Annotated in this window: 17 protein-coding genes, 1 pseudogene and 2 riboswitches; of the genes and pseudogenes, 15 read left to right on the forward strand and 3 right to left on the reverse strand. The window is 51.2% G+C overall.

Annotated elements, in window-relative coordinates:
* Window positions 1-105: 105 nt before the first annotated feature.
* The 8 genes and pseudogenes from HDCHBGLK_RS09550 to yaaA all read left to right on the forward strand — a co-directional run bounded on the left by HDCHBGLK_RS09550 (window position 106) and on the right by yaaA (window position 8,351).
* A complete protein-coding gene (locus HDCHBGLK_RS09550; RefSeq protein ID WP_004608115.1) occupies window positions 106-264 on the forward strand; it encodes an EAL domain-containing protein in 159 nt (52 codons plus the stop codon).
* On the forward strand, window positions 261-950 hold the full coding sequence (locus HDCHBGLK_RS09555; RefSeq protein ID WP_004608116.1) for a YkgJ family cysteine cluster protein: 690 nt from the start codon (window positions 261-263) through the stop codon (window positions 948-950). The genes HDCHBGLK_RS09550 and HDCHBGLK_RS09555 overlap by 4 nt, the downstream gene beginning before the upstream one ends.
* Complete coding sequence (locus HDCHBGLK_RS09560; RefSeq protein WP_004608117.1) at window positions 941-4,135, forward strand: UvrD-helicase domain-containing protein; 3,195 nt, start codon at window positions 941-943, stop codon at window positions 4,133-4,135. The genes HDCHBGLK_RS09555 and HDCHBGLK_RS09560 overlap by 10 nt, the downstream gene beginning before the upstream one ends.
* A 47-nt stretch (window positions 4,136-4,182) precedes the next feature.
* Window positions 4,183-4,970: pseudogene (locus tag HDCHBGLK_RS09565) on the forward strand (fructose bisphosphate aldolase).
* 44 nt (window positions 4,971-5,014) lie between these two features.
* A riboswitch (TPP riboswitch) is annotated at window positions 5,015-5,122 on the forward strand.
* Between the two features lie 127 nt (window positions 5,123-5,249).
* Window positions 5,250-6,554, forward strand: a complete 1,305-nt coding sequence (gene thiC, locus HDCHBGLK_RS09570) for a phosphomethylpyrimidine synthase ThiC (protein ID WP_004608120.1) — start codon at window positions 5,250-5,252, stop codon at window positions 6,552-6,554.
* Window positions 6,555-6,674: 120 nt separating this feature from the next.
* Window positions 6,675-6,959, forward strand: coding sequence for a TfoX/Sxy family protein (locus HDCHBGLK_RS09575; RefSeq protein WP_004608121.1), 285 nt, complete (start codon window positions 6,675-6,677; stop codon window positions 6,957-6,959).
* A gap of 151 nt (window positions 6,960-7,110) precedes the next feature.
* Window positions 7,111-7,527 (forward strand): YjdF family protein, encoded by a 417-nt coding sequence (locus tag HDCHBGLK_RS09580; RefSeq protein WP_004608122.1) that lies wholly within the window; start codon window positions 7,111-7,113, stop codon window positions 7,525-7,527.
* A 44-nt stretch (window positions 7,528-7,571) separates the two neighbouring features.
* On the forward strand, window positions 7,572-8,351 hold the full coding sequence (gene yaaA / locus HDCHBGLK_RS09585; protein WP_004608123.1) for a peroxide stress protein YaaA: 780 nt from the start codon (window positions 7,572-7,574) through the stop codon (window positions 8,349-8,351).
* A gap of 148 nt (window positions 8,352-8,499) precedes the next feature.
* Here yaaA and HDCHBGLK_RS09590 read toward each other — a convergent pair whose 3' ends face one another.
* Genes HDCHBGLK_RS09590 through HDCHBGLK_RS09600 form a run of 3 tightly spaced genes read right to left on the reverse strand, consistent with a single transcriptional unit; the run spans window position 8,500 to window position 9,561 of the window.
* Window positions 8,500-8,889, reverse strand: coding sequence for a DUF6483 family protein (locus HDCHBGLK_RS09590; RefSeq protein ID WP_004608124.1), 390 nt, complete (start codon window positions 8,887-8,889; stop codon window positions 8,500-8,502).
* Between the two features lie 20 nt (window positions 8,890-8,909).
* Complete coding sequence (locus HDCHBGLK_RS09595) at window positions 8,910-9,362, reverse strand: DUF6773 family protein (protein ID WP_004608125.1); 453 nt, start codon at window positions 9,360-9,362, stop codon at window positions 8,910-8,912.
* Entirely contained in the window at window positions 9,346-9,561 is a 216-nt protein-coding gene (locus HDCHBGLK_RS09600) for a helix-turn-helix transcriptional regulator (RefSeq protein ID WP_004608126.1), read from the reverse strand. The genes HDCHBGLK_RS09595 and HDCHBGLK_RS09600 overlap by 17 nt, the downstream gene beginning before the upstream one ends.
* A gap of 153 nt (window positions 9,562-9,714) precedes the next feature.
* On the opposite strand from HDCHBGLK_RS09600, the gene HDCHBGLK_RS09605 reads away from it, so the two are divergent.
* From HDCHBGLK_RS09605 to HDCHBGLK_RS09635, 7 genes are all read left to right on the forward strand, one after another.
* Window positions 9,715-10,731, forward strand: coding sequence for an ABC transporter substrate-binding protein (locus tag HDCHBGLK_RS09605; protein WP_004608127.1), 1,017 nt, complete (start codon window positions 9,715-9,717; stop codon window positions 10,729-10,731).
* Window positions 10,721-11,497, forward strand: coding sequence for an ABC transporter permease (locus HDCHBGLK_RS09610; RefSeq protein ID WP_004608128.1), 777 nt, complete (start codon window positions 10,721-10,723; stop codon window positions 11,495-11,497). Before HDCHBGLK_RS09605 ends, HDCHBGLK_RS09610 begins: the two co-directional genes overlap by 11 nt.
* A 1-nt stretch (window position 11,498) precedes the next feature.
* A complete protein-coding gene (locus tag HDCHBGLK_RS09615; protein WP_004608129.1) occupies window positions 11,499-12,074 on the forward strand; it encodes an ATP-binding cassette domain-containing protein in 576 nt (191 codons plus the stop codon).
* A 130-nt stretch (window positions 12,075-12,204) separates the two neighbouring features.
* A complete protein-coding gene (locus HDCHBGLK_RS09620; protein WP_039909991.1) occupies window positions 12,205-12,708 on the forward strand; it encodes a MogA/MoaB family molybdenum cofactor biosynthesis protein in 504 nt (167 codons plus the stop codon).
* Between the two features lies 1 nt (window position 12,709).
* Complete coding sequence (locus tag HDCHBGLK_RS09625; protein WP_130574587.1) at window positions 12,710-13,876, forward strand: ThiF family adenylyltransferase; 1,167 nt, start codon at window positions 12,710-12,712, stop codon at window positions 13,874-13,876.
* A 106-nt stretch (window positions 13,877-13,982) separates the two neighbouring features.
* Window positions 13,983-14,114, forward strand: a riboswitch (molybdenum cofactor riboswitch).
* A gap of 44 nt (window positions 14,115-14,158) precedes the next feature.
* Complete coding sequence (locus HDCHBGLK_RS09630; protein WP_004608132.1) at window positions 14,159-14,638, forward strand: 4Fe-4S dicluster domain-containing protein; 480 nt, start codon at window positions 14,159-14,161, stop codon at window positions 14,636-14,638.
* Window positions 14,635-16,437, forward strand: coding sequence for an aldehyde ferredoxin oxidoreductase family protein (locus tag HDCHBGLK_RS09635; RefSeq protein WP_004608133.1), 1,803 nt, complete (start codon window positions 14,635-14,637; stop codon window positions 16,435-16,437). The genes HDCHBGLK_RS09630 and HDCHBGLK_RS09635 overlap by 4 nt, the downstream gene beginning before the upstream one ends.
* Window positions 16,438-16,466 lie beyond the last annotated feature (29 nt).

The raw sequence follows: 16,466 nt of genomic DNA on the forward strand, positions 1-16,466 counted from the left end.
GCCTCTTAAGGAACTGGCAGGACAGCCGTAAGAGGGTGCTTCCAATCTCTGTCAACCTTTCCCGGATGCATCTGGGAGAGGCCGGGTTTAGCCAAAGAACTGCATATGAAAACGGTGGCGGAAGGCATTGATACCAGCAGCCTTGTGAACTTCCTGAAAGAAGAAGGCTGCGACATGGTGCAGGGATATGTGTTCTACAAGTCTATGCCAGCCCGGGAATTTGAATACGAGATACTGGAGAAAGAAAGTGGGACGGTTGTATGAAACGCAAGATAGATATGAGTGAAATATCAGATGGAAAATTATATACGGCAAATGACATGGTAAGGGCAGACTGCCATGACTGCGAGGGGTGTTCCGCCTGCTGTAAAGGGATGGGGAATTCGATTCTTTTAGATCCGCTGGATGTATGGCGGCTGTGCACGGGACTTTCGCTGGACTTTGACGGTCTGATGAAGAGATGCCTGGAACTGCACGTGGTGGATGGAATGATACTTCCCAACTTGAGAATGGATAGGGAAGGCGAAACGTGCACGTTTCTGGATGAACAGGGAAGATGCGCAGTCCACCCATACCGGCCGGGCATATGCAGGCTGTTTCCATTGGGAAGATATTATGAGGAAGAGGGCTTCAAGTATTTTCTGCAGGTTCATGAGTGCAGGAAGACGGACCGGGGCAAGATCAAGGTGAAGAAATGGGTGGATGCGCCGGATCTGAAGGCTTATGAAAAGTATATCTTTAGCTGGCATGATTTTTTAAGAAAGTGCGAAGAAGGATTAAACGGACTTGATGAAGAGCAGACAAGGATTCTCAACCTGTATGTCTTAAAGACCTTTTATCAGACCGCATATCCAAAAAACCCGCAGGCACAGGCATTTTACGAGGAGTATAGCCGCAGGCTTGCGCAGGCGAAGGAGACGCTGGGAATGGAGGTGTCCGCATGTATATAGCAGATCTGCATATTCACTCCCGCTATTCCCGGGCCACCAGCAAGGACTGTACCCCGGAGCATCTGGATCTTGGGGCAAGGCGCAAAGGAATCCACCTTGTGGGAACCGGGGACTTTACCCACCCCGCTTGGAGGGAAGAACTCAAGGAAAAACTTGTGCCGGCTGAAGACGGGCTCTATGTATTAAAGGAGGAGTACCGGATTCAGGACGAAACCTGTACAGATAGGATAATTCCCCGATTCGTGATTACCGGAGAGATCAGTTCCATCTATAAAAAGAACGGAAGAGTGAGGAAGGTACACAGCCTGATTCTGCTTCCTGGCCTTGAGGAGGCGGAGGTGATATCCAGGAAGTTGGAGGCCATCGGAAATATCCATTCTGATGGAAGGCCGATCCTGGGGCTGGACTGCCGCGACCTGCTGGAGATCGTGCTGGAACTCTGCCCCGAGGCGATCTTTGTCCCGGCCCATATCTGGACGCCTCATTTCTCATTGTTTGGCGCGTTCTCCGGATTTGATACGGTGGAAGAATGCTTCGGGGATTTGTCGCCCCATATTCATGCCATGGAGACCGGACTTTCTTCGGATCCGCCCATGAACTGGCGGGTATCCGCCCTGGATTCCTATCATCTGATCTCCAATTCGGACGCCCATTCTCCGGCGAAACTGGGAAGGGAGGCCAACCTTCTGGATATCGAGTTGTCCTATCAAGGTCTCTATGATGCGATCCAGAAAGGCCAGGGACTGACTGGCACCATAGAATTCTTTCCGGAAGAGGGGAAGTATCATTTTGACGGACATCGGAAATGCAACCTTTGCCTGAGTCCTCTGGACACGGAGAAATATCAGGGAATCTGCCCCGTGTGCGGCAGAAAGATTACCATCGGCGTATCCCACCGGGTAGAGCAACTGGCGGACCGGGCGGAAGGCTATGTAAGAGCGGATGCCAGGCCATTCGAGAGTCTGGTGCCTTTGCCGGAAGTCATCGGTGCTTCGGTAGGGCGCTCGGCAGCCAGCGCCAGGGTGCAGAAGGAATATCAGAACATGCTGCGACGCCTGGGGTCAGAATTCGATATCTTAAGAACCATGCCTTTGGAGGAAATACGCAGCGTGTCGGGATATTTGATATCCGAGGGAATCGGAAGGCTGCGGGATGGAAAGGTAGAGAGGATTCCGGGGTTTGACGGGGAGTATGGGACTATAAAATTATTCGCTCCTTCAGAAATAGAAAATACCAGCGGCCAGATGGACTTCTTCGATCTGCTGGGAGGAAAGAAAGAAGGCGATGGAAAAAGCGCCAAAGCAAAAGACAGGGTAAATGCAGCCATAGAAGATGGAATAACTTCCGCGAAAGCGAAGCAGCCAGAAGAAGACGGCAAGGAGCAAAGCTCAGGCACCAAATTGCCGCTGTCTGACAGGCTCAACCGCGAGCAGGAGAGGGCAGTACGGTCTACAGCCAGGACGGTAGCCGTAATCGCGGGGCCAGGCACGGGAAAGACCAAGACCTTGATCAGCCATATCCTGTATCTGATAGAAAATAGAAAAGTAAAGCCCGGGGAGATTACAGCGGTTACATTTACCAATCAGGCGGCGTCCCAGATGAGGGAGAGGCTCAGGAATGCCCTGGGAAAGAAGAAGCAGATCCATACGATGCAGATCGGAACCTTCCACGCCATCTGCCTGGCATTTCTGAAAGACCAGGGCAGGGAATTTTCTATCTTGGATGAAGAAGGGGCACAGGAGATCGCGCGCGGGCTCATTGAGGAATACCGGCTAAAGGACACGGTGAAGAAGTTCTTATGCAGGGTGTCTGCCTGGAAGGCAGAAGGAGAATTGCCGCAGGAGGACACAGACGCGTTCCTCGCCTATCAGAAATATCTGGAAGACAGGCAGCTTCTTGATTTTGACGACCTTCTGCTGGAGACATTAAAGATGATAGAAGAACCACAGGCTTCTGCGGGATGGGAGAAGCGTTTCTCCTATCTTCTGGCGGATGAGTTCCAGGACATCAATCCTTTGCAGTACCGCTTGCTTAAGGCATGGAATAAAAAAGGCCGCGAGTTGTTCGTGATCGGTGACCCGGATCAGTCCATCTATGGATTCCGAGGGGCAGATGCCAGATGCTTTGACCGGCTTGTCGAGGAACATGAGAGTACAGAGGTGATAAGGCTTGTAGAGAATTACCGTTCCACGCCTCAGATCCTGAATGCCGCTCTCGCAGTGATCTCCCATAATCCCGGAGAAGACAGAAGACTTGCTGCCAACCGGGAGGAAGGCGATAGGGCGCGCTTGGTGACGGCAGAGTCGGGGATGGGGGAAGCCATCTTTATTGTCAAGGAGATCAACCGCCTGGCCGGAGGAATCGGAATGCTGGAAGCCCATGAGTTATCCGGCGCCGTCAGGACAGAAGGCCGAGTCCGGGGATTTGACGAGATTGCCATATTGTACCGAGCCAACCATCAGGCAGATCTGCTGGAGAAATGCCTGAAGAAGGAAGGGATTCCATATATTGTGGCAGGAAGAGGATCATTTCTGCAGGAAGAAAAAGTACGGGGAAGCATCTGCTTCTTCCGTTATCTTGACAATCCCATGGATATCCTGGCGAAGGAGCAGTGCCTTAGACTTCTGTGGAATATGGATGGCAATCTGGCTGCGGAAGAAGTACTGGAAAGGATGGCGGGCAAGTATCGTCCTTTATACCAGAAGAAAAAGCCACAGAAGTTCCTGGAACTGTGGATGGAGGAACTGCAGCTGGAAGATAATGAGGCAGTGAAGAAGCTGGTGGGCATGGGTGTATTTTATAAGGCGATGCCGGAATTCATGTTGGCGGTCCAATTAGGCATAGAAAGCGATATTAAGCGGTGCGGGAACCGGAACTACGCTTCGGGCGCGGTCACCTTGATGACGCTTCACGGCGCGAAGGGACTGGAATTCCCGGTTACCTTTATCTATGGGGCAAGGAAGGGGCTGATTCCCCTGGAAAGTGAAAAAGGGACAACGGATCTGGAAGAGGAACGCAGGCTTCTGTATGTAGGCATGACAAGGGCGATGGAGGAATTGATTCTAACGACGTCAAAAGAGGCATCCGGTTTTCTGGAAGGGATGCCGCCAGAACTGATGGAGAGAGAAACGGCACACAAAAGGAGGGTAGAACAGTGCCATCAGATGAGTTTGTTTGAACTGTAAATGTAACGACTTGGACTATGTTTCACACAGAGAATGGAGGAATTCGTATGAGTGAAGAACAGGTAAAAAGGATGCATGATGGCAAAGGATTCATAGCGGCTCTGGACCAGAGCGGCGGCAGCACGCCAAAGGCCCTTAAAAATTACGGGATCGGCGAAGAACGGTATCAGTCGGAAGAAGAGATGTTTGACATGATCCATCAGAAGCGTACAAGGATTATCTGATTGAAAAGGGCATTCTTCCGATTCTGAAGGTCGATAAAGGACTTGCCGCCGAGGTGGACGGGGTGCGCCTTATGAAGCCAATCAATGGACTGGATGCTCTCCTTGAGCGGGCAAAGGAGCGCCATATATTCGGAACGAAGATGCGTTCCGTCATCAGCAGTTATAATGAGAAGGGAATCCATGAGATTGTCAAGCAGCAGTTCGCCTACGGCATCCAGATAGCAAAGGCGGGATTCGTGCCGATTCTGGAGCCGGAGGTAGACATCCACAGCCAGGAGAAGGGGAAGATCGAGTCGTTCCTGAAAGCAGAGATAGATAGGTATCTGGCCGATCTGGATGATGGCATCCGGATCATGTTCAAACTGACCATTCCCGATGAAGCCGGCCTGTACGACAGCATTGCCTCAGACACCCATGTAGTCCGGGTGGTCGCGCTTTCCGGCGGGTACAGCCGTGAGGAAGCCAATGAGAAGCTTGCGCAGAATCACCATATGATTGCCAGTTTCTCCAGAGCACTGACGGAGGGACTTACTGACTCCCAGACGGATGACGAGTTCAACGAGATGCTGAGGGAATCTATCCAGGCAATCTATGATGCTTCCATGGCATAGGAAAAGCATCTTGCAAGGACAAGGCCTGTATAGTATAATTAACGAAGGAACAACAGGGGTGCTCGCGTAAGCGGGCTGAGAGTAAGCTGTATCGCTTTAACCCATAACCTGATTTGGATAATGCCAACGTAGGGAGATATAGAAGTAAAGTGTAGGATTTTACTGCTGTAATGCTATCTGCGTTACAGCAGTTTTTAGTTTAAAGAATTCCTGCAGAATCTCTTCTGCCAGCATTCATCCATCTGTCATTCAAGAACAAAACGAAAGGGTGGTAAAAGAATGAGAAACTATGCAACACAGATGGAGGCGGCACGAAAAGGAATCGTGACCAAGGAACTGGAGACGGTAGCGAAAAAGGAGCGGATGACGGTGGAGGAACTGATGACTCTGGTAGCGTCCGGGAAAGTGGCAATCTGCGCCAACAAGAATCACGCATGTATCGACCCGGAGGGCGTAGGTTCCATGCTGAAGACCAAAATCAATGTGAACCTGGGCGTTTCCAGAGACTGCAAGGACTACAATGTGGAGATGGAGAAGGTCATGGAGGCAGTCAACATGGGAGCCCATGCGATTATGGACCTGTCTTCCCATGGGGATACGGTACCGTTCAGGCGCAAGCTTACTCATGAGTGTCCGGCTATGATTGGCACGGTACCGGTGTATGATTCCGTCATCCATTACCAGAGGGATCTGGACACACTGACTGCCAGGGATTTTATAGACGTGATCCGGCTGCACGCGCAAGACGGCGTGGATTTTGTGACTTTGCACTGCGGAATCACCAGGAAGACCATCGAGCAGGTGAAGAAGCATAAGCGTAAGATGAACATCGTATCCCGAGGCGGCTCCCTTGTATTTGCGTGGATGTGCATGACCGGGGAAGAGAATCCGTTCTATGAGTATTATGATGAGATCCTGGATATCTGCCGTGAATACGATGTGACCATATCCCTGGGAGACGCCTGCAGGCCCGGATGCCTTGCAGACGCTACGGATGTGTGCCAGATCGAGGAACTGGTGCGGCTGGGAGAACTGACGAAACGCGCGTGGGAAAAGGATGTCCAGGTCATGGTGGAAGGGCCGGGACATATGCCCATGGATCAGATTGCCGCGAATATGAAGGTACAGCAGTCTATCTGCCAGGGCGCCCCCTTCTATGTGCTGGGACCTCTGGTTACGGACATTGCGCCGGGCTATGACCATATCACTTCCGCGATCGGGGGAGCCATCGCCGCCGCTTCCGGCGCTGCATTCCTGTGCTACGTAACGCCGGCGGAGCACCTGGCCCTTCCGAATGTAGAGGATGTAAAGCAGGGGATCATTGCCTCCAAGATTGCGGCCCATGCGGCAGATATCGCAAAAGGCGTACGGGGCGCAAGAGAAATCGATGACCAGATGGCGGACGCGAGAAAAGCTCTTGACTGGGAGGCGCAGTGGGCCTGCTCCATTGACCCGGAGACGGCCAAAAGAATCCGGGAAGAGCGCAAGCCGGAGCACGAGGATACCTGTTCTATGTGCGGAAAGTTCTGTGCGGTGCGCAGCATGAATAAGGCGCTGGCAGGAGAACATATAGACATTTTGTAAGATATATGGATTCTGCCAAGGGGGACATGTGGTAAATGACTGTTCATTCGGGAGTGAAGATGTTATACTAAGGACTATAATCCACGGGAAAAATATCGTCATTAGAGCAGGAGGTATCATATGGGAGAATTATCAAAACTGCCGAATATCGGGCCCAAGGTAGAGGAACAGCTTCAGGAAGTAGGAATCACGACTTATGAGCAGTTGAAAGAGATGGGGAGCCAGCAGGCGTGGCTTAAGATCAAGGCGATTGATGATTCCGCCTGCATGCACCGCCTGCTCGCGCTGGAAGGCGCAATTCAAGGCATCAGAAAAAGCGAATTGTCTGTAGAGAAGAGAGCGGAACTAAAGGAGTTCTATAATGCCGCCAACTTGACGTTCCGATCGAAAAAAGATAGTATGTAATCAGCAAAGATAAAAACACAACGTATGCTTATGCATACAGTCCGGTTGGTAGTCCGGGCGCGGCACTGTGCTATTTGCGCGGGCTGTCAGTAACCTTCCTCCTTAGGTCGTCCATTCTTTTGCTTATGTTTTCATTAAGGAGGAAAAGAACATGGACAAAGTATTGGTAACACTGACGGTATTTTTTGAAGATCCTTTTTGGGTCGGCGTGGTGGAGAGGATCGCAGAAGGAAGTCTTTCGGCTTCGAAGATTACATTCGGAGCAGAGCCGAAGGATTATGAGGTCTGGGATATCCTGCTACGCGGTTATGACAGGTTACGCTTTAGTCCGGCTGTTGAAACGGCTGTAAAAGAGGCGAAAGTGAATCCAAAGCGCAGGCAGAAAGAGGCCCGCAGGCAGACGGAGGCCGCCGGGATCGGAACAAAATCCCAGCAGGCGCTGAAATTACAGCTGGAAGAGAGGAAGACGGAGCGTAAAAGCAGAAGCCGGGAGAAAAGAGAGGCGGAGCAGCTGCGCAAGTTTGAATTGAGGCAGCAGAAGAAAAAGGAGAAGCACAGGGGCCACTAGGCTCCCGTGCTTTTGCTGGTCAGAAGTACCAAAGGAGACGAAAAATGCTCATTATCATATCACCGGCAAAGAAAATGAATGTCAATACAGATGTATTCCCCTGCCAGGAACTCCCGGCTTTCCTTGACAAGACCCAGGAATTGTTAGATTATATGCAGTCATTGGATTATAGTCAATGCAAGACGATCTGGAAATGCAATGACAAGATCGCGGAACTGAATTACCGGCGTTTTAGCAAGATGGATTTGGAAAAATCGTTGACGCCAGCCATCCTGTCTTACGAAGGCATCCAGTATCAGTATATGGCTCCGGCGGTTATGGAGGAAGAAGCATTTGCCTATCTTCAGGAGCACCTTCGCATATTATCCGGATTCTATGGAATCTTAAAGCCGTTTGACGGCGTCGTGCCCTATCGGCTGGAGATGCAGGCCAAGATGGGGAATCATAGACAGCGCCCTTCGCTTGGCTCGCTGTATGAATTCTGGGGCAGCGCATTGGCAGATGCGTTATTTGAAGAGGATCAATTCATTCTGAATCTTGCCTCAAAGGAATACAGCAAATGCATATCCAGATATCTGCGGCAGGATATCCGGTTTATTACCTGTGTCTTCGCAGAGGTGATCGGTGATAAGGTGGTTGAGAAGGGAACACTGGCGAAGATGGCCCGTGGAGAGATGGTCCGCTATCTGGCAAAGAACCAAGTAGAAGACATGGAAGGAATCAAGGGCTTCAACCGGCTGGGTTACCATTTTTCACAGGAATATTCTGATGTGGATACGCTGGTATTTATCTTGAAACAAGACAGAGATGCCGAGGCGCATTAAAAAGGAACTAGGCGGCATACGGATATGATAAACAGCAAGCAGGACATGCAGCGTCCACGCTGAAGTATTGGCTTCTGCCCTCTGATTCCGCGAATCCGATCAGATTGTCGATGGGCATGATATCTGCCTACGGCTCGTCAGTATGCGTTCAGTCCAAAGATTCATAGATGGCGTCAAGCCCTGTGATCCCATACTCGTTCAAGAGGCTTCGGATGCCATCCTGGATCTCGGCCCGGGAGTAGTCGGCTGCAGTCAGGAAATCATCCGAGTATTCATTGATGTGGGAATAGAAGGCAAGGCCCAGCATCAGATATTCCTTATCCTCAGGGTCAAGATCTTCGTACATCATATTTTCCGCGCTGTTGATCTTTCCGGCATCTGCAAGGGCGATGAGACGGGCAAAATGATCATTGCCGGTCATATTCCCTGTGAAATTAGCAAAGTCATACTGAAACTGCTGCCTGCCGGTGATCAGCTGCATCAGGAACCGTACGACATCCTGAATCATACGCATAATATAATCTTGCTCAAAATCCATAGAATCACCTCAATCCTTGCTTATTCATCTTCATCTTCATATTCCTGATCCAGCTTCGCCTGCCTTTTCTTCGTATATTCCCCGATAGCCGCAAGGGTCGCGAACATCAGGATAAATATAGAGATTGCAAAGATCAGGGCTGCATAGCCAGCGTGCGGGATGTCCCGGTATATAAGGGAAGCCAGGAACATCAGGCCGAATATGAGGGTTCCTATCAAGCTTGACAGCAGATAGTTCTTAAGACCGGGCTTAGAGCTATAGTTCCATAATCCTCTCTTCATACATCCGGCCAGGATTGTGACGCAGCCTGCCAGAAAGGCGACATTTTCCCCGATCAACGCTCTAAAAGGTACTTGGAAAAATAATGTTTTAGCCGAAATATCGGCCGCAAGGGCAAAGAACAGCACGTAGAAGCCTGCCCGTTCTATTTTTAATAATTCTAATTCCTGTCGTTCATCAACTATTTTCTTCATATTCATCCTCCTCCCAGAATAGGTCGTCTAATGTTACATGCAGAACCTTGCAGATGGCAATGCATAATTTTAATGATGGATTGAATTTCCCCGCCTCTATCATGCCGATTGTCTGACGCGTTACGTCTACTTTGGCGGCAAGCATCTCTTGGGACATATCGAGGCTTAGGCGGGCCATCTTCATTTTTTTATTCTTCATCCTTTCCCATGCCTCCTCTTGACTATAGAATAATCGGTTCCTTAAAGAATGTCAATTATATTTTACATATTGGTGAATATATTTTGCAATAGTACATTAAGGAAAAAAGAGGTATAATAGAAATTAATCTACTTAAGAAAGAAGGAAAATATTATGAAGAAGAGAAGGCTGGCCGCATGGCTGATGGTGCTGTGTCTCTGCGCGGCGGCGCTTGGAGGATGCGGTGCAAAGGAAGAGGACAAGAAGGCAGATACGGCCAAAGAAGAGCAAGCCAAGAAAGATGATAAAGCGAAATCCCAGACTCCGATCAAGGTAGGGGCGCTTAAGGGACCAACGGCTATGGGAATGGCGCAGATGCTGGACGATAACCAGTATGAGTTCACGATCTCGGTATCCCCGGATGAGATCGTGCCGATGATAGTCCAGGGACAAGTGGATATTGCCGCGGTTCCAGCGAATCTGGCAGCCGTCCTGTACCAGAAGACGCAGAAGCAGGTAAACGTGCTGGCAGTCAATACATTAGGCATTCTCTATCTGGTGGAAAATGGGAATAGCATCCAGTCGGTGGAAGACTTGAAGGGAAAGACGATCTATGCAAGCGGAAAAGGGGCGACGCCGGAGTACGCTCTTAACTCCGTGCTTACCGCGCATGGCATCGATCCTCTAAGCGATGTAACCATTGAGTACAAGTCCGAGCACGCGGAGGTGGTTGCGGCTCTGGCGGCAGACCCGACGGCAGTAGGACTTCTGCCCCAGCCATTCGTGACTACGGCGGTGATGAAGAACGACCAACTAAGGGTTGCCCTGGATCTGAACGAACTGTGGGAAAGCGGAACGGAAGATGGAAGCCGCCTGGTGACAGGCGTTGCGGTCATTCGCAAGGGATTCCTGGAAGAGCATCCAAAGGAAGTAAAGGCATTTATGGATGCCTACCGGAAGTCAGTGGATTTTGTCAATGAGGATACCCAGGCAGCGGCAGAGATCATCGGAAACCATGATATCATAGCCAAAGAAGTAGCAGTAAAGGCAATTCCGGAGTGCAGCATCGTATTCGTGGAAGGCAAAGAGATGAAGACCATGCTTTCCGGATATTTGAATACCTTGCTTGGGCAGAATCCGGAGACCGTCGGAGGTGCAGTACCGGATGATGACTTCTATTATGCAAGATAAGAAGAACATACATTCCAGAAGTTCCAGGATAACCGTCCGGATCATGGCGGTGGCTTTCTGGCTGCTGGTTTGGCAGATTGGCAGCATGTGGCTGGGCCAGGAGATTCTCCTGGCCTCGCCTGTATCCGTGGTCCGGAAGTTATCCGACCTGCTGGTGACGCAAGAATTCTGGAAGTCCGTCTGGTTCAGTTTTGGAAGGATTATAGGAGGATTCTTAAGCGCTCTGGCGATCGGGACCCTTCTGGCAATCCTGTCTTATCGCTTTGGGTGGGTGAAGATCCTGTTCCATCCGCTGGTAACCGCCGTGAAATCTACACCGGTAGCATCGTTCATCATCTTATGCCTGATATGGATACCCTCCAGGAATCTGGCGGTATTTATCTCGTTCTTGATCGTCTTTCCTGTGATTTATGCAAATCTGCTGGAAGGACTCCAGAGGACGGACGAACAACTGCTGGAAATGGCCGATGTATTTTCCATTGGGAAGGTAAAGCGGGCGCTGTATATCTATCTGCCCCAGGTGCTGCCTTATCTGCTGACTGCCTGCAGCCTTGGCCTCGGACTTTGCTGGAAGGCCGGGACGGCAGCGGAAGTGATTGGCGTGCCGGAAGGCTCTATTGGAGAGAAACTGTACCACGCCAAGATCTACCTGAATACGCCGGATCTGTTTGCCTGGACCCTGGTAATCATTACGATCAGCTTCTTGTTTGAAAAGTGCTTCCTGTGGGGATTGGGCAGAATTATCCAGTGGATAGAGAGGACATAGAATGATGGATATTATTGTAGACAATGTAAGCAAGTCTTACGGAGAGCAGGTGGTTCTTAAGAAGCTGACAGTCCGATTCCCGGAGGAAAAGATCTCCTGCATCATGGGCCCGTCCGGGTGCGGAAAGACTACGCTTATGCGGATTCTTCTTGGATTGGAACGTGCGGATGAAGGGCGGGTAGAAGGCGTACCTTACGGAAAGATAAGCGCCGTATTCCAGGAAGACAGGCTATGCGAGAATGTAAGCGCCATCCGGAATCTGAAACTTGTGTCAGAGAAAGACGAAGCGGAACTACGCCGCGAGATGGAGGCGCTACGGCTTGGGGAAGCATTTGGAAAGCCTGTGCGGGAACTGAGCGGAGGGATGAAGCGCAGGGTAGCGATCCTGCGGGCGCTTCTGGCGCCGTGCGGCTGCATCATGATGGATGAGCCGTTAAAGGGGCTGGATGAAGAGACGAAGATCGTTACTGCAGGCTATATCCGTAAGAATGCAAAAGAAAAGACCCTGATCGTCATCACGCATGACAGGCAGGATCTGGAACTTCTGGGGGCAGACAAATTGCTGACTCTTGCGTAGGGAGGAAGAAAAAGAGGAGTTAAAGGCAAGCGGATTTAAAAGCATTCCGGCGGAAGCGGGCGAACTGTACGTGCCGGAAAGAGGCGTCTCGGTATCCGAGAATAATAAGCCCATAGAAAGGAGGAAATTTATGGAAGATTATAAATGGAAAACAGCGGTCATTACCTTAAGCGACAAGGGCTACAGGGGAGAAAGAGAGGATAAAAGCGGTCCGCTGATCTGCGAGATGCTGCCGGAAGATTCCTACAGTATCGAGGAGACATTGCTGCTCCCGGATGAGCAGGAGATGATCGAGAAGGAACTGATCCGTCTGTGCGACGATTCCCATATGGATCTGATACTCACTACGGGGGGAACCGGATTTGCCCAGCGGGACTGTACGCCGGAAGCTACCTTGCATGTGGCTACGAGGAATGCGCAGGGAATTGCCGATGCCATGCGCTACTGCTCCCTTCAAGTCACTCCGCGCGCCATGCTAAGCCGGGGCGTATCGGTGATCCGGGGAAAGACGCTGATCATCAATCTTCCGGGCAGCACGAAGGCTGTTAGGGAAAATCTCTCATTCATCCTGTCCTCTTTGGAGCACGGGCTTGGCATCCTTACAGGAAGGGATGGAGAATGCGGAGGTGCATAGAATGAATGCAGGAAGAATAAGCAGGATTCAGGTATTTGAAGCGAAGAATATGCCGGGAAGGCAGGAAGCCGCTGTGCGTGTCGTCAGAAACGGCGGGATCGAAGGAGACCGGCATTGTATGGATCAGGAAAAGCAGATCAGCATTATGTGGGAAGATGCCAGCCGCTTTGTAGAAGAGGAAGAGATAAAAGGACTATGCTTTTCCAGGATTAAGGCGAATCTGATGATCGAGGGCCGGATGAGGCTTGAAGTGGGTGACAAAATCCGCGCAGGCAGCGCCCTGCTTCTGATTACTGATAGGAAAGGGACTTGCTTTGACGAATGCGGGCGGTACAAGACAGGAATGGATTGTATGCTGAAGGACTGCTGCTGGTTCGCCACAGCGCTTGAGGACGGGGAGATCCGTGCGGGCGACTTGCTGACTAAGACAGGAAGCCAGGAATATGACTGGCAGCGCTATGAAAGGCAGATGATGGTTCCGGGGATGGGAAGAGAGGCCCAGGAGAGGCTTGAGAAGGCGTCCGTCCTGGTGGTGGGAGCCGGCGGGCTTGGATGCCCGGTACTGACCACGCTGGCGGAGGCTGGCGTGGGGCGGATCGGAATCATGGACGGGGACGTGGTGGAACGGTCGAATCTGAACCGTCAGTATCTGTACACCCCTTCCGATATCGGAAAGAAGAAGGCGGTCTGCGCCGGAGCATGGCTTAAGCGGTTCCGGCCGGATATCGAACTTGAGGCATGGGAGGAACGGCTGACCCGGGAGAATGGGAAAAGAATCGTATCTTCGTTTGACCTGGTCATCTGCGCGGTGGATAAGGTCAAGACCCGCCTGCTGATCAACCGGCTGGCAAAAGAAGCCGGGAAGCCCCTGATTGACGGAGCCATCGACGGACACTATGGGACGGTGACCGCCGTGACCGGAAGGCAGGATCCCTGCCTGGCCTGTATGAATCCGGAGGGGAAAGAACCGGTACATATAAGCAGTTCCCTGGGAACCACCACGATGATCGTCGGAGCGTTGGAGGCCCAGCTTGCGGTGGCATATCTGGCTGGTCAGAAGCGCAAGGGAGGCAGCGTGCTAAGTTACGATGGAATCTATGGAACCGTGGAGGAAATCCCGGTATTTAAGAATCCCTCATGTCCAATATGCGGAGGAGATGACTGTTAATTTGATAAATAATTAACATGATTGGACGGGCAGATGAAATAATTAATGATAATTTATGGAAATTTGTGGTATTATCAGTTATTTTATATTATAATGAGTACTAGAACAAGTAAATAAACTCCGAGTCCCGGATTTCTGACGTATGGAAGCCGATAAGCATACGGGAAGGCGGGACCAATGGGTAGCGCGGGTAACGGTGCTGCCTGCCTGATTGCGAAGGAGTCCATTATTATGCGGGGCATGATAATGGATTTTTCTATGTAGAGAAGGAGGTATTGGCTAATGGGTAAGCAGTTATTAATTAAGCCCGAAAAATGCCTGGGATGCAGAACCTGCGAACTGGTCTGCTCTTTCGGGCACAATGGAGCATTCAATCCAAGATTTGCCAACGTCAGCGTAATGGCCTATGAGGAGGCAGCCATTAGCGTGCCGATGATGTGCATGCAGTGCGAAGAGCCCTGCTGCATGGAAGTCTGTCCGGTGGGCGCTATATTCAGAGACGAGAAGGATGCTGTTATTATCAATCCGGATAAGTGTATCGGATGCAAGATGTGCATGAACGCATGTCCTCTCGGCAATATCGGGTTTAATACAGAGAGAAGGCAGGTACATAAGTGCGATTTGTGCGGCGGAGACCCCAAATGTGCCAAGTTCTGTCCGACAGGAGCCATCTCTTACGAGGATCCGGAAGAGGGAATCGACAGAAAGCGTGCGGTTGCCGACCACTTTAAAGATGTGTTTGGAGAGGAGGCAAAAGCATGATGTATGGATATATGGGACAGATCATCAGAGTAAATCTATCGAACGGCAGTATAACAAAAGAGCCGCTGAATATGAAGTCTGCACAGGATTTCGTAGGCGCAAGAGGGCTGGGAACGAAATATTTCTGTGATGAGGTGGATCCTCAGACAGACCCGCTTGGACCGGACAACAAACTGATATTTATGACAGGCCCGCTTACCGGAACCGCGGCATCCTGCAGCGGCCGTTTTGAGGTCGTGGCAAAAGCGCCGCTTACCGGAACCATAGGCGCTGCCAATTCCGGCGGACATTTCGGGCCAGAACTGAAGTATGCAGGCTATGACGGCATCATCTTTGAAGGCGTAAGCGATCATCCGGTCTATCTGTATATCAATGACGATACGGTAGAGTTAAGAGATGCGCAGGAACTGTGGGGAAAGACGGTATATGATACGACAGACGAGTTGAACAAGGCCTGCGGATCTTCCTTCCGGATCTCCTGCATCGGGCCTACAGGCGAGAACCTGTGCCTGTACGCGGGCGTTATGAACGACAAGCACCGCGCGGCAGGAAGAGGCGGCATGGGAGCGGTTATGGGAAGCAAGAAGCTTAAGGCAGTGGCGGTAAAGGGGACGAAGTCCATCTACGTTGCAAGGCCGGAAGGCTTCATGGATGCCATTGAAAACGCCAGGAAGGTACTGAAAGCACATCCGGTTACCGGCGAAGGCCTGGGCGCATATGGAACGGAGATCCTGGTCAACATTATCAATGAGTCGGGAGCGCTGCCGCTGCGCAATGGGCGTGACGGTTCCTTGTATGCGGATGCGGATAACATATCCGGCGAGACGCTGGCAGAAAAATATCTGGTTCGAAACAAAGGATGCTTTGGATGCTGTATCGGATGCGGGCGTATCGTAGACATCCCGGACGGACCGTTCAAGTCCAGGGGAGAGGGCCCCGAGTATGAGGCAGGCTGGTCCTTTGGCGCAGACTGTGGCATCGATGATCTGGAGGCGGTGTGCAAGGCCAACTTCATCTGCAATGAATATGGATTCGATCCGATCACGCTTGGCTCCACCATTGCCTGCGCGATGGAATTGTTCGAGGCAGGATACCTCACAGAAGAGGACACTGGCGGCATCCCGATCCGGTTCGGGGATGCGGCGACGATGGTAAGACTGGCGGAGATGACAGGAAAGAATGAAGGATTCGGCGCACAGCTGGCTATGGGCTCTTACCGGCTGGCAGAAAGATATGGCCATCCAGAACTTTCCATGTCCGTAAAGAAACAGGAGATGCCGGCCTATGACGGACGCGCGATGCAGGGAATCGGCCTTGAATATGCGACCTCCAACCGTGGCGGCTGCCATGTGCGTGGCTATATGACGTCTCCGGAAGTCCTGGGGCTTCCGGTTAAGATGGATCCGCTGGTAACAGAAGGAAAGGCCTCTATGCTGAAGGTATTCCAGGATCTTACCGCACTGATCGATTCTGTAGGAATCTGCCTGTTCACCTCATTTGCCATCGGACTGCCAGAAGTAGCGGCGCAGTACCGGGAGGCAGTAGGAAGCGATGAATCGGATGCGGATATCCTGCTGAAGGGCGAGCGTGTCTGGAACCTTGAGAAGAAGTTCAACATCGCGGCCGGCGTGGAGAAGGATACCCTGCCGCCGAGGCTTCTTAGGGAGCATCTGCCGGAAGGGCCTGCCAAGGGTAAGGTGAATGACCTCTACACAATGCTGGCAGAGTATTATCAGGTTAGAGGATGGGATGCAGAAGGCGTTCCGACACCAGATAAAGAAAAGGAATTGGGATTATAGAACGGAATCATGAATCATAAATTGCGGCA

Origin of the sequence: [Clostridium] scindens ATCC 35704 (assembly GCF_004295125.1) — a bacterium.
GTDB lineage: Bacteria > Bacillota > Clostridia > Lachnospirales > Lachnospiraceae > Clostridium_AP > Clostridium_AP scindens.

Coding starts and splice junctions, on each gene's coding strand:
- HDCHBGLK_RS09550 (WP_004608115.1), top strand. CDS start 106: ATGAAAACGGTGGCGGAAGGCATTGATACCAGCAGCCTTGTGAACTTC.
- HDCHBGLK_RS09555 (WP_004608116.1), top strand. CDS start 261: ATGAAACGCAAGATAGATATGAGTGAAATATCAGATGGAAAATTATAT.
- HDCHBGLK_RS09560 (WP_004608117.1), top strand. CDS start 941: ATGTATATAGCAGATCTGCATATTCACTCCCGCTATTCCCGGGCCACC.
- thiC (WP_004608120.1), top strand. CDS start 5,250: ATGAGAAACTATGCAACACAGATGGAGGCGGCACGAAAAGGAATCGTG.
- HDCHBGLK_RS09575 (WP_004608121.1), top strand. CDS start 6,675: ATGGGAGAATTATCAAAACTGCCGAATATCGGGCCCAAGGTAGAGGAA.
- HDCHBGLK_RS09580 (WP_004608122.1), top strand. CDS start 7,111: ATGGACAAAGTATTGGTAACACTGACGGTATTTTTTGAAGATCCTTTT.
- yaaA (WP_004608123.1), top strand. CDS start 7,572: ATGCTCATTATCATATCACCGGCAAAGAAAATGAATGTCAATACAGAT.
- HDCHBGLK_RS09590 (WP_004608124.1), bottom strand. CDS start 8,889: ATGGATTTTGAGCAAGATTATATTATGCGTATGATTCAGGATGTCGTA.
- HDCHBGLK_RS09595 (WP_004608125.1), bottom strand. CDS start 9,362: ATGAAGAAAATAGTTGATGAACGACAGGAATTAGAATTATTAAAAATA.
- HDCHBGLK_RS09600 (WP_004608126.1), bottom strand. CDS start 9,561: ATGAAGAATAAAAAAATGAAGATGGCCCGCCTAAGCCTCGATATGTCC.
- HDCHBGLK_RS09605 (WP_004608127.1), top strand. CDS start 9,715: ATGAAGAAGAGAAGGCTGGCCGCATGGCTGATGGTGCTGTGTCTCTGC.
- HDCHBGLK_RS09610 (WP_004608128.1), top strand. CDS start 10,721: ATGCAAGATAAGAAGAACATACATTCCAGAAGTTCCAGGATAACCGTC.
- HDCHBGLK_RS09615 (WP_004608129.1), top strand. CDS start 11,499: ATGATGGATATTATTGTAGACAATGTAAGCAAGTCTTACGGAGAGCAG.
- HDCHBGLK_RS09620 (WP_039909991.1), top strand. CDS start 12,205: ATGGAAGATTATAAATGGAAAACAGCGGTCATTACCTTAAGCGACAAG.
- HDCHBGLK_RS09625 (WP_130574587.1), top strand. CDS start 12,710: ATGAATGCAGGAAGAATAAGCAGGATTCAGGTATTTGAAGCGAAGAAT.
- HDCHBGLK_RS09630 (WP_004608132.1), top strand. CDS start 14,159: ATGGGTAAGCAGTTATTAATTAAGCCCGAAAAATGCCTGGGATGCAGA.
- HDCHBGLK_RS09635 (WP_004608133.1), top strand. CDS start 14,635: ATGATGTATGGATATATGGGACAGATCATCAGAGTAAATCTATCGAAC.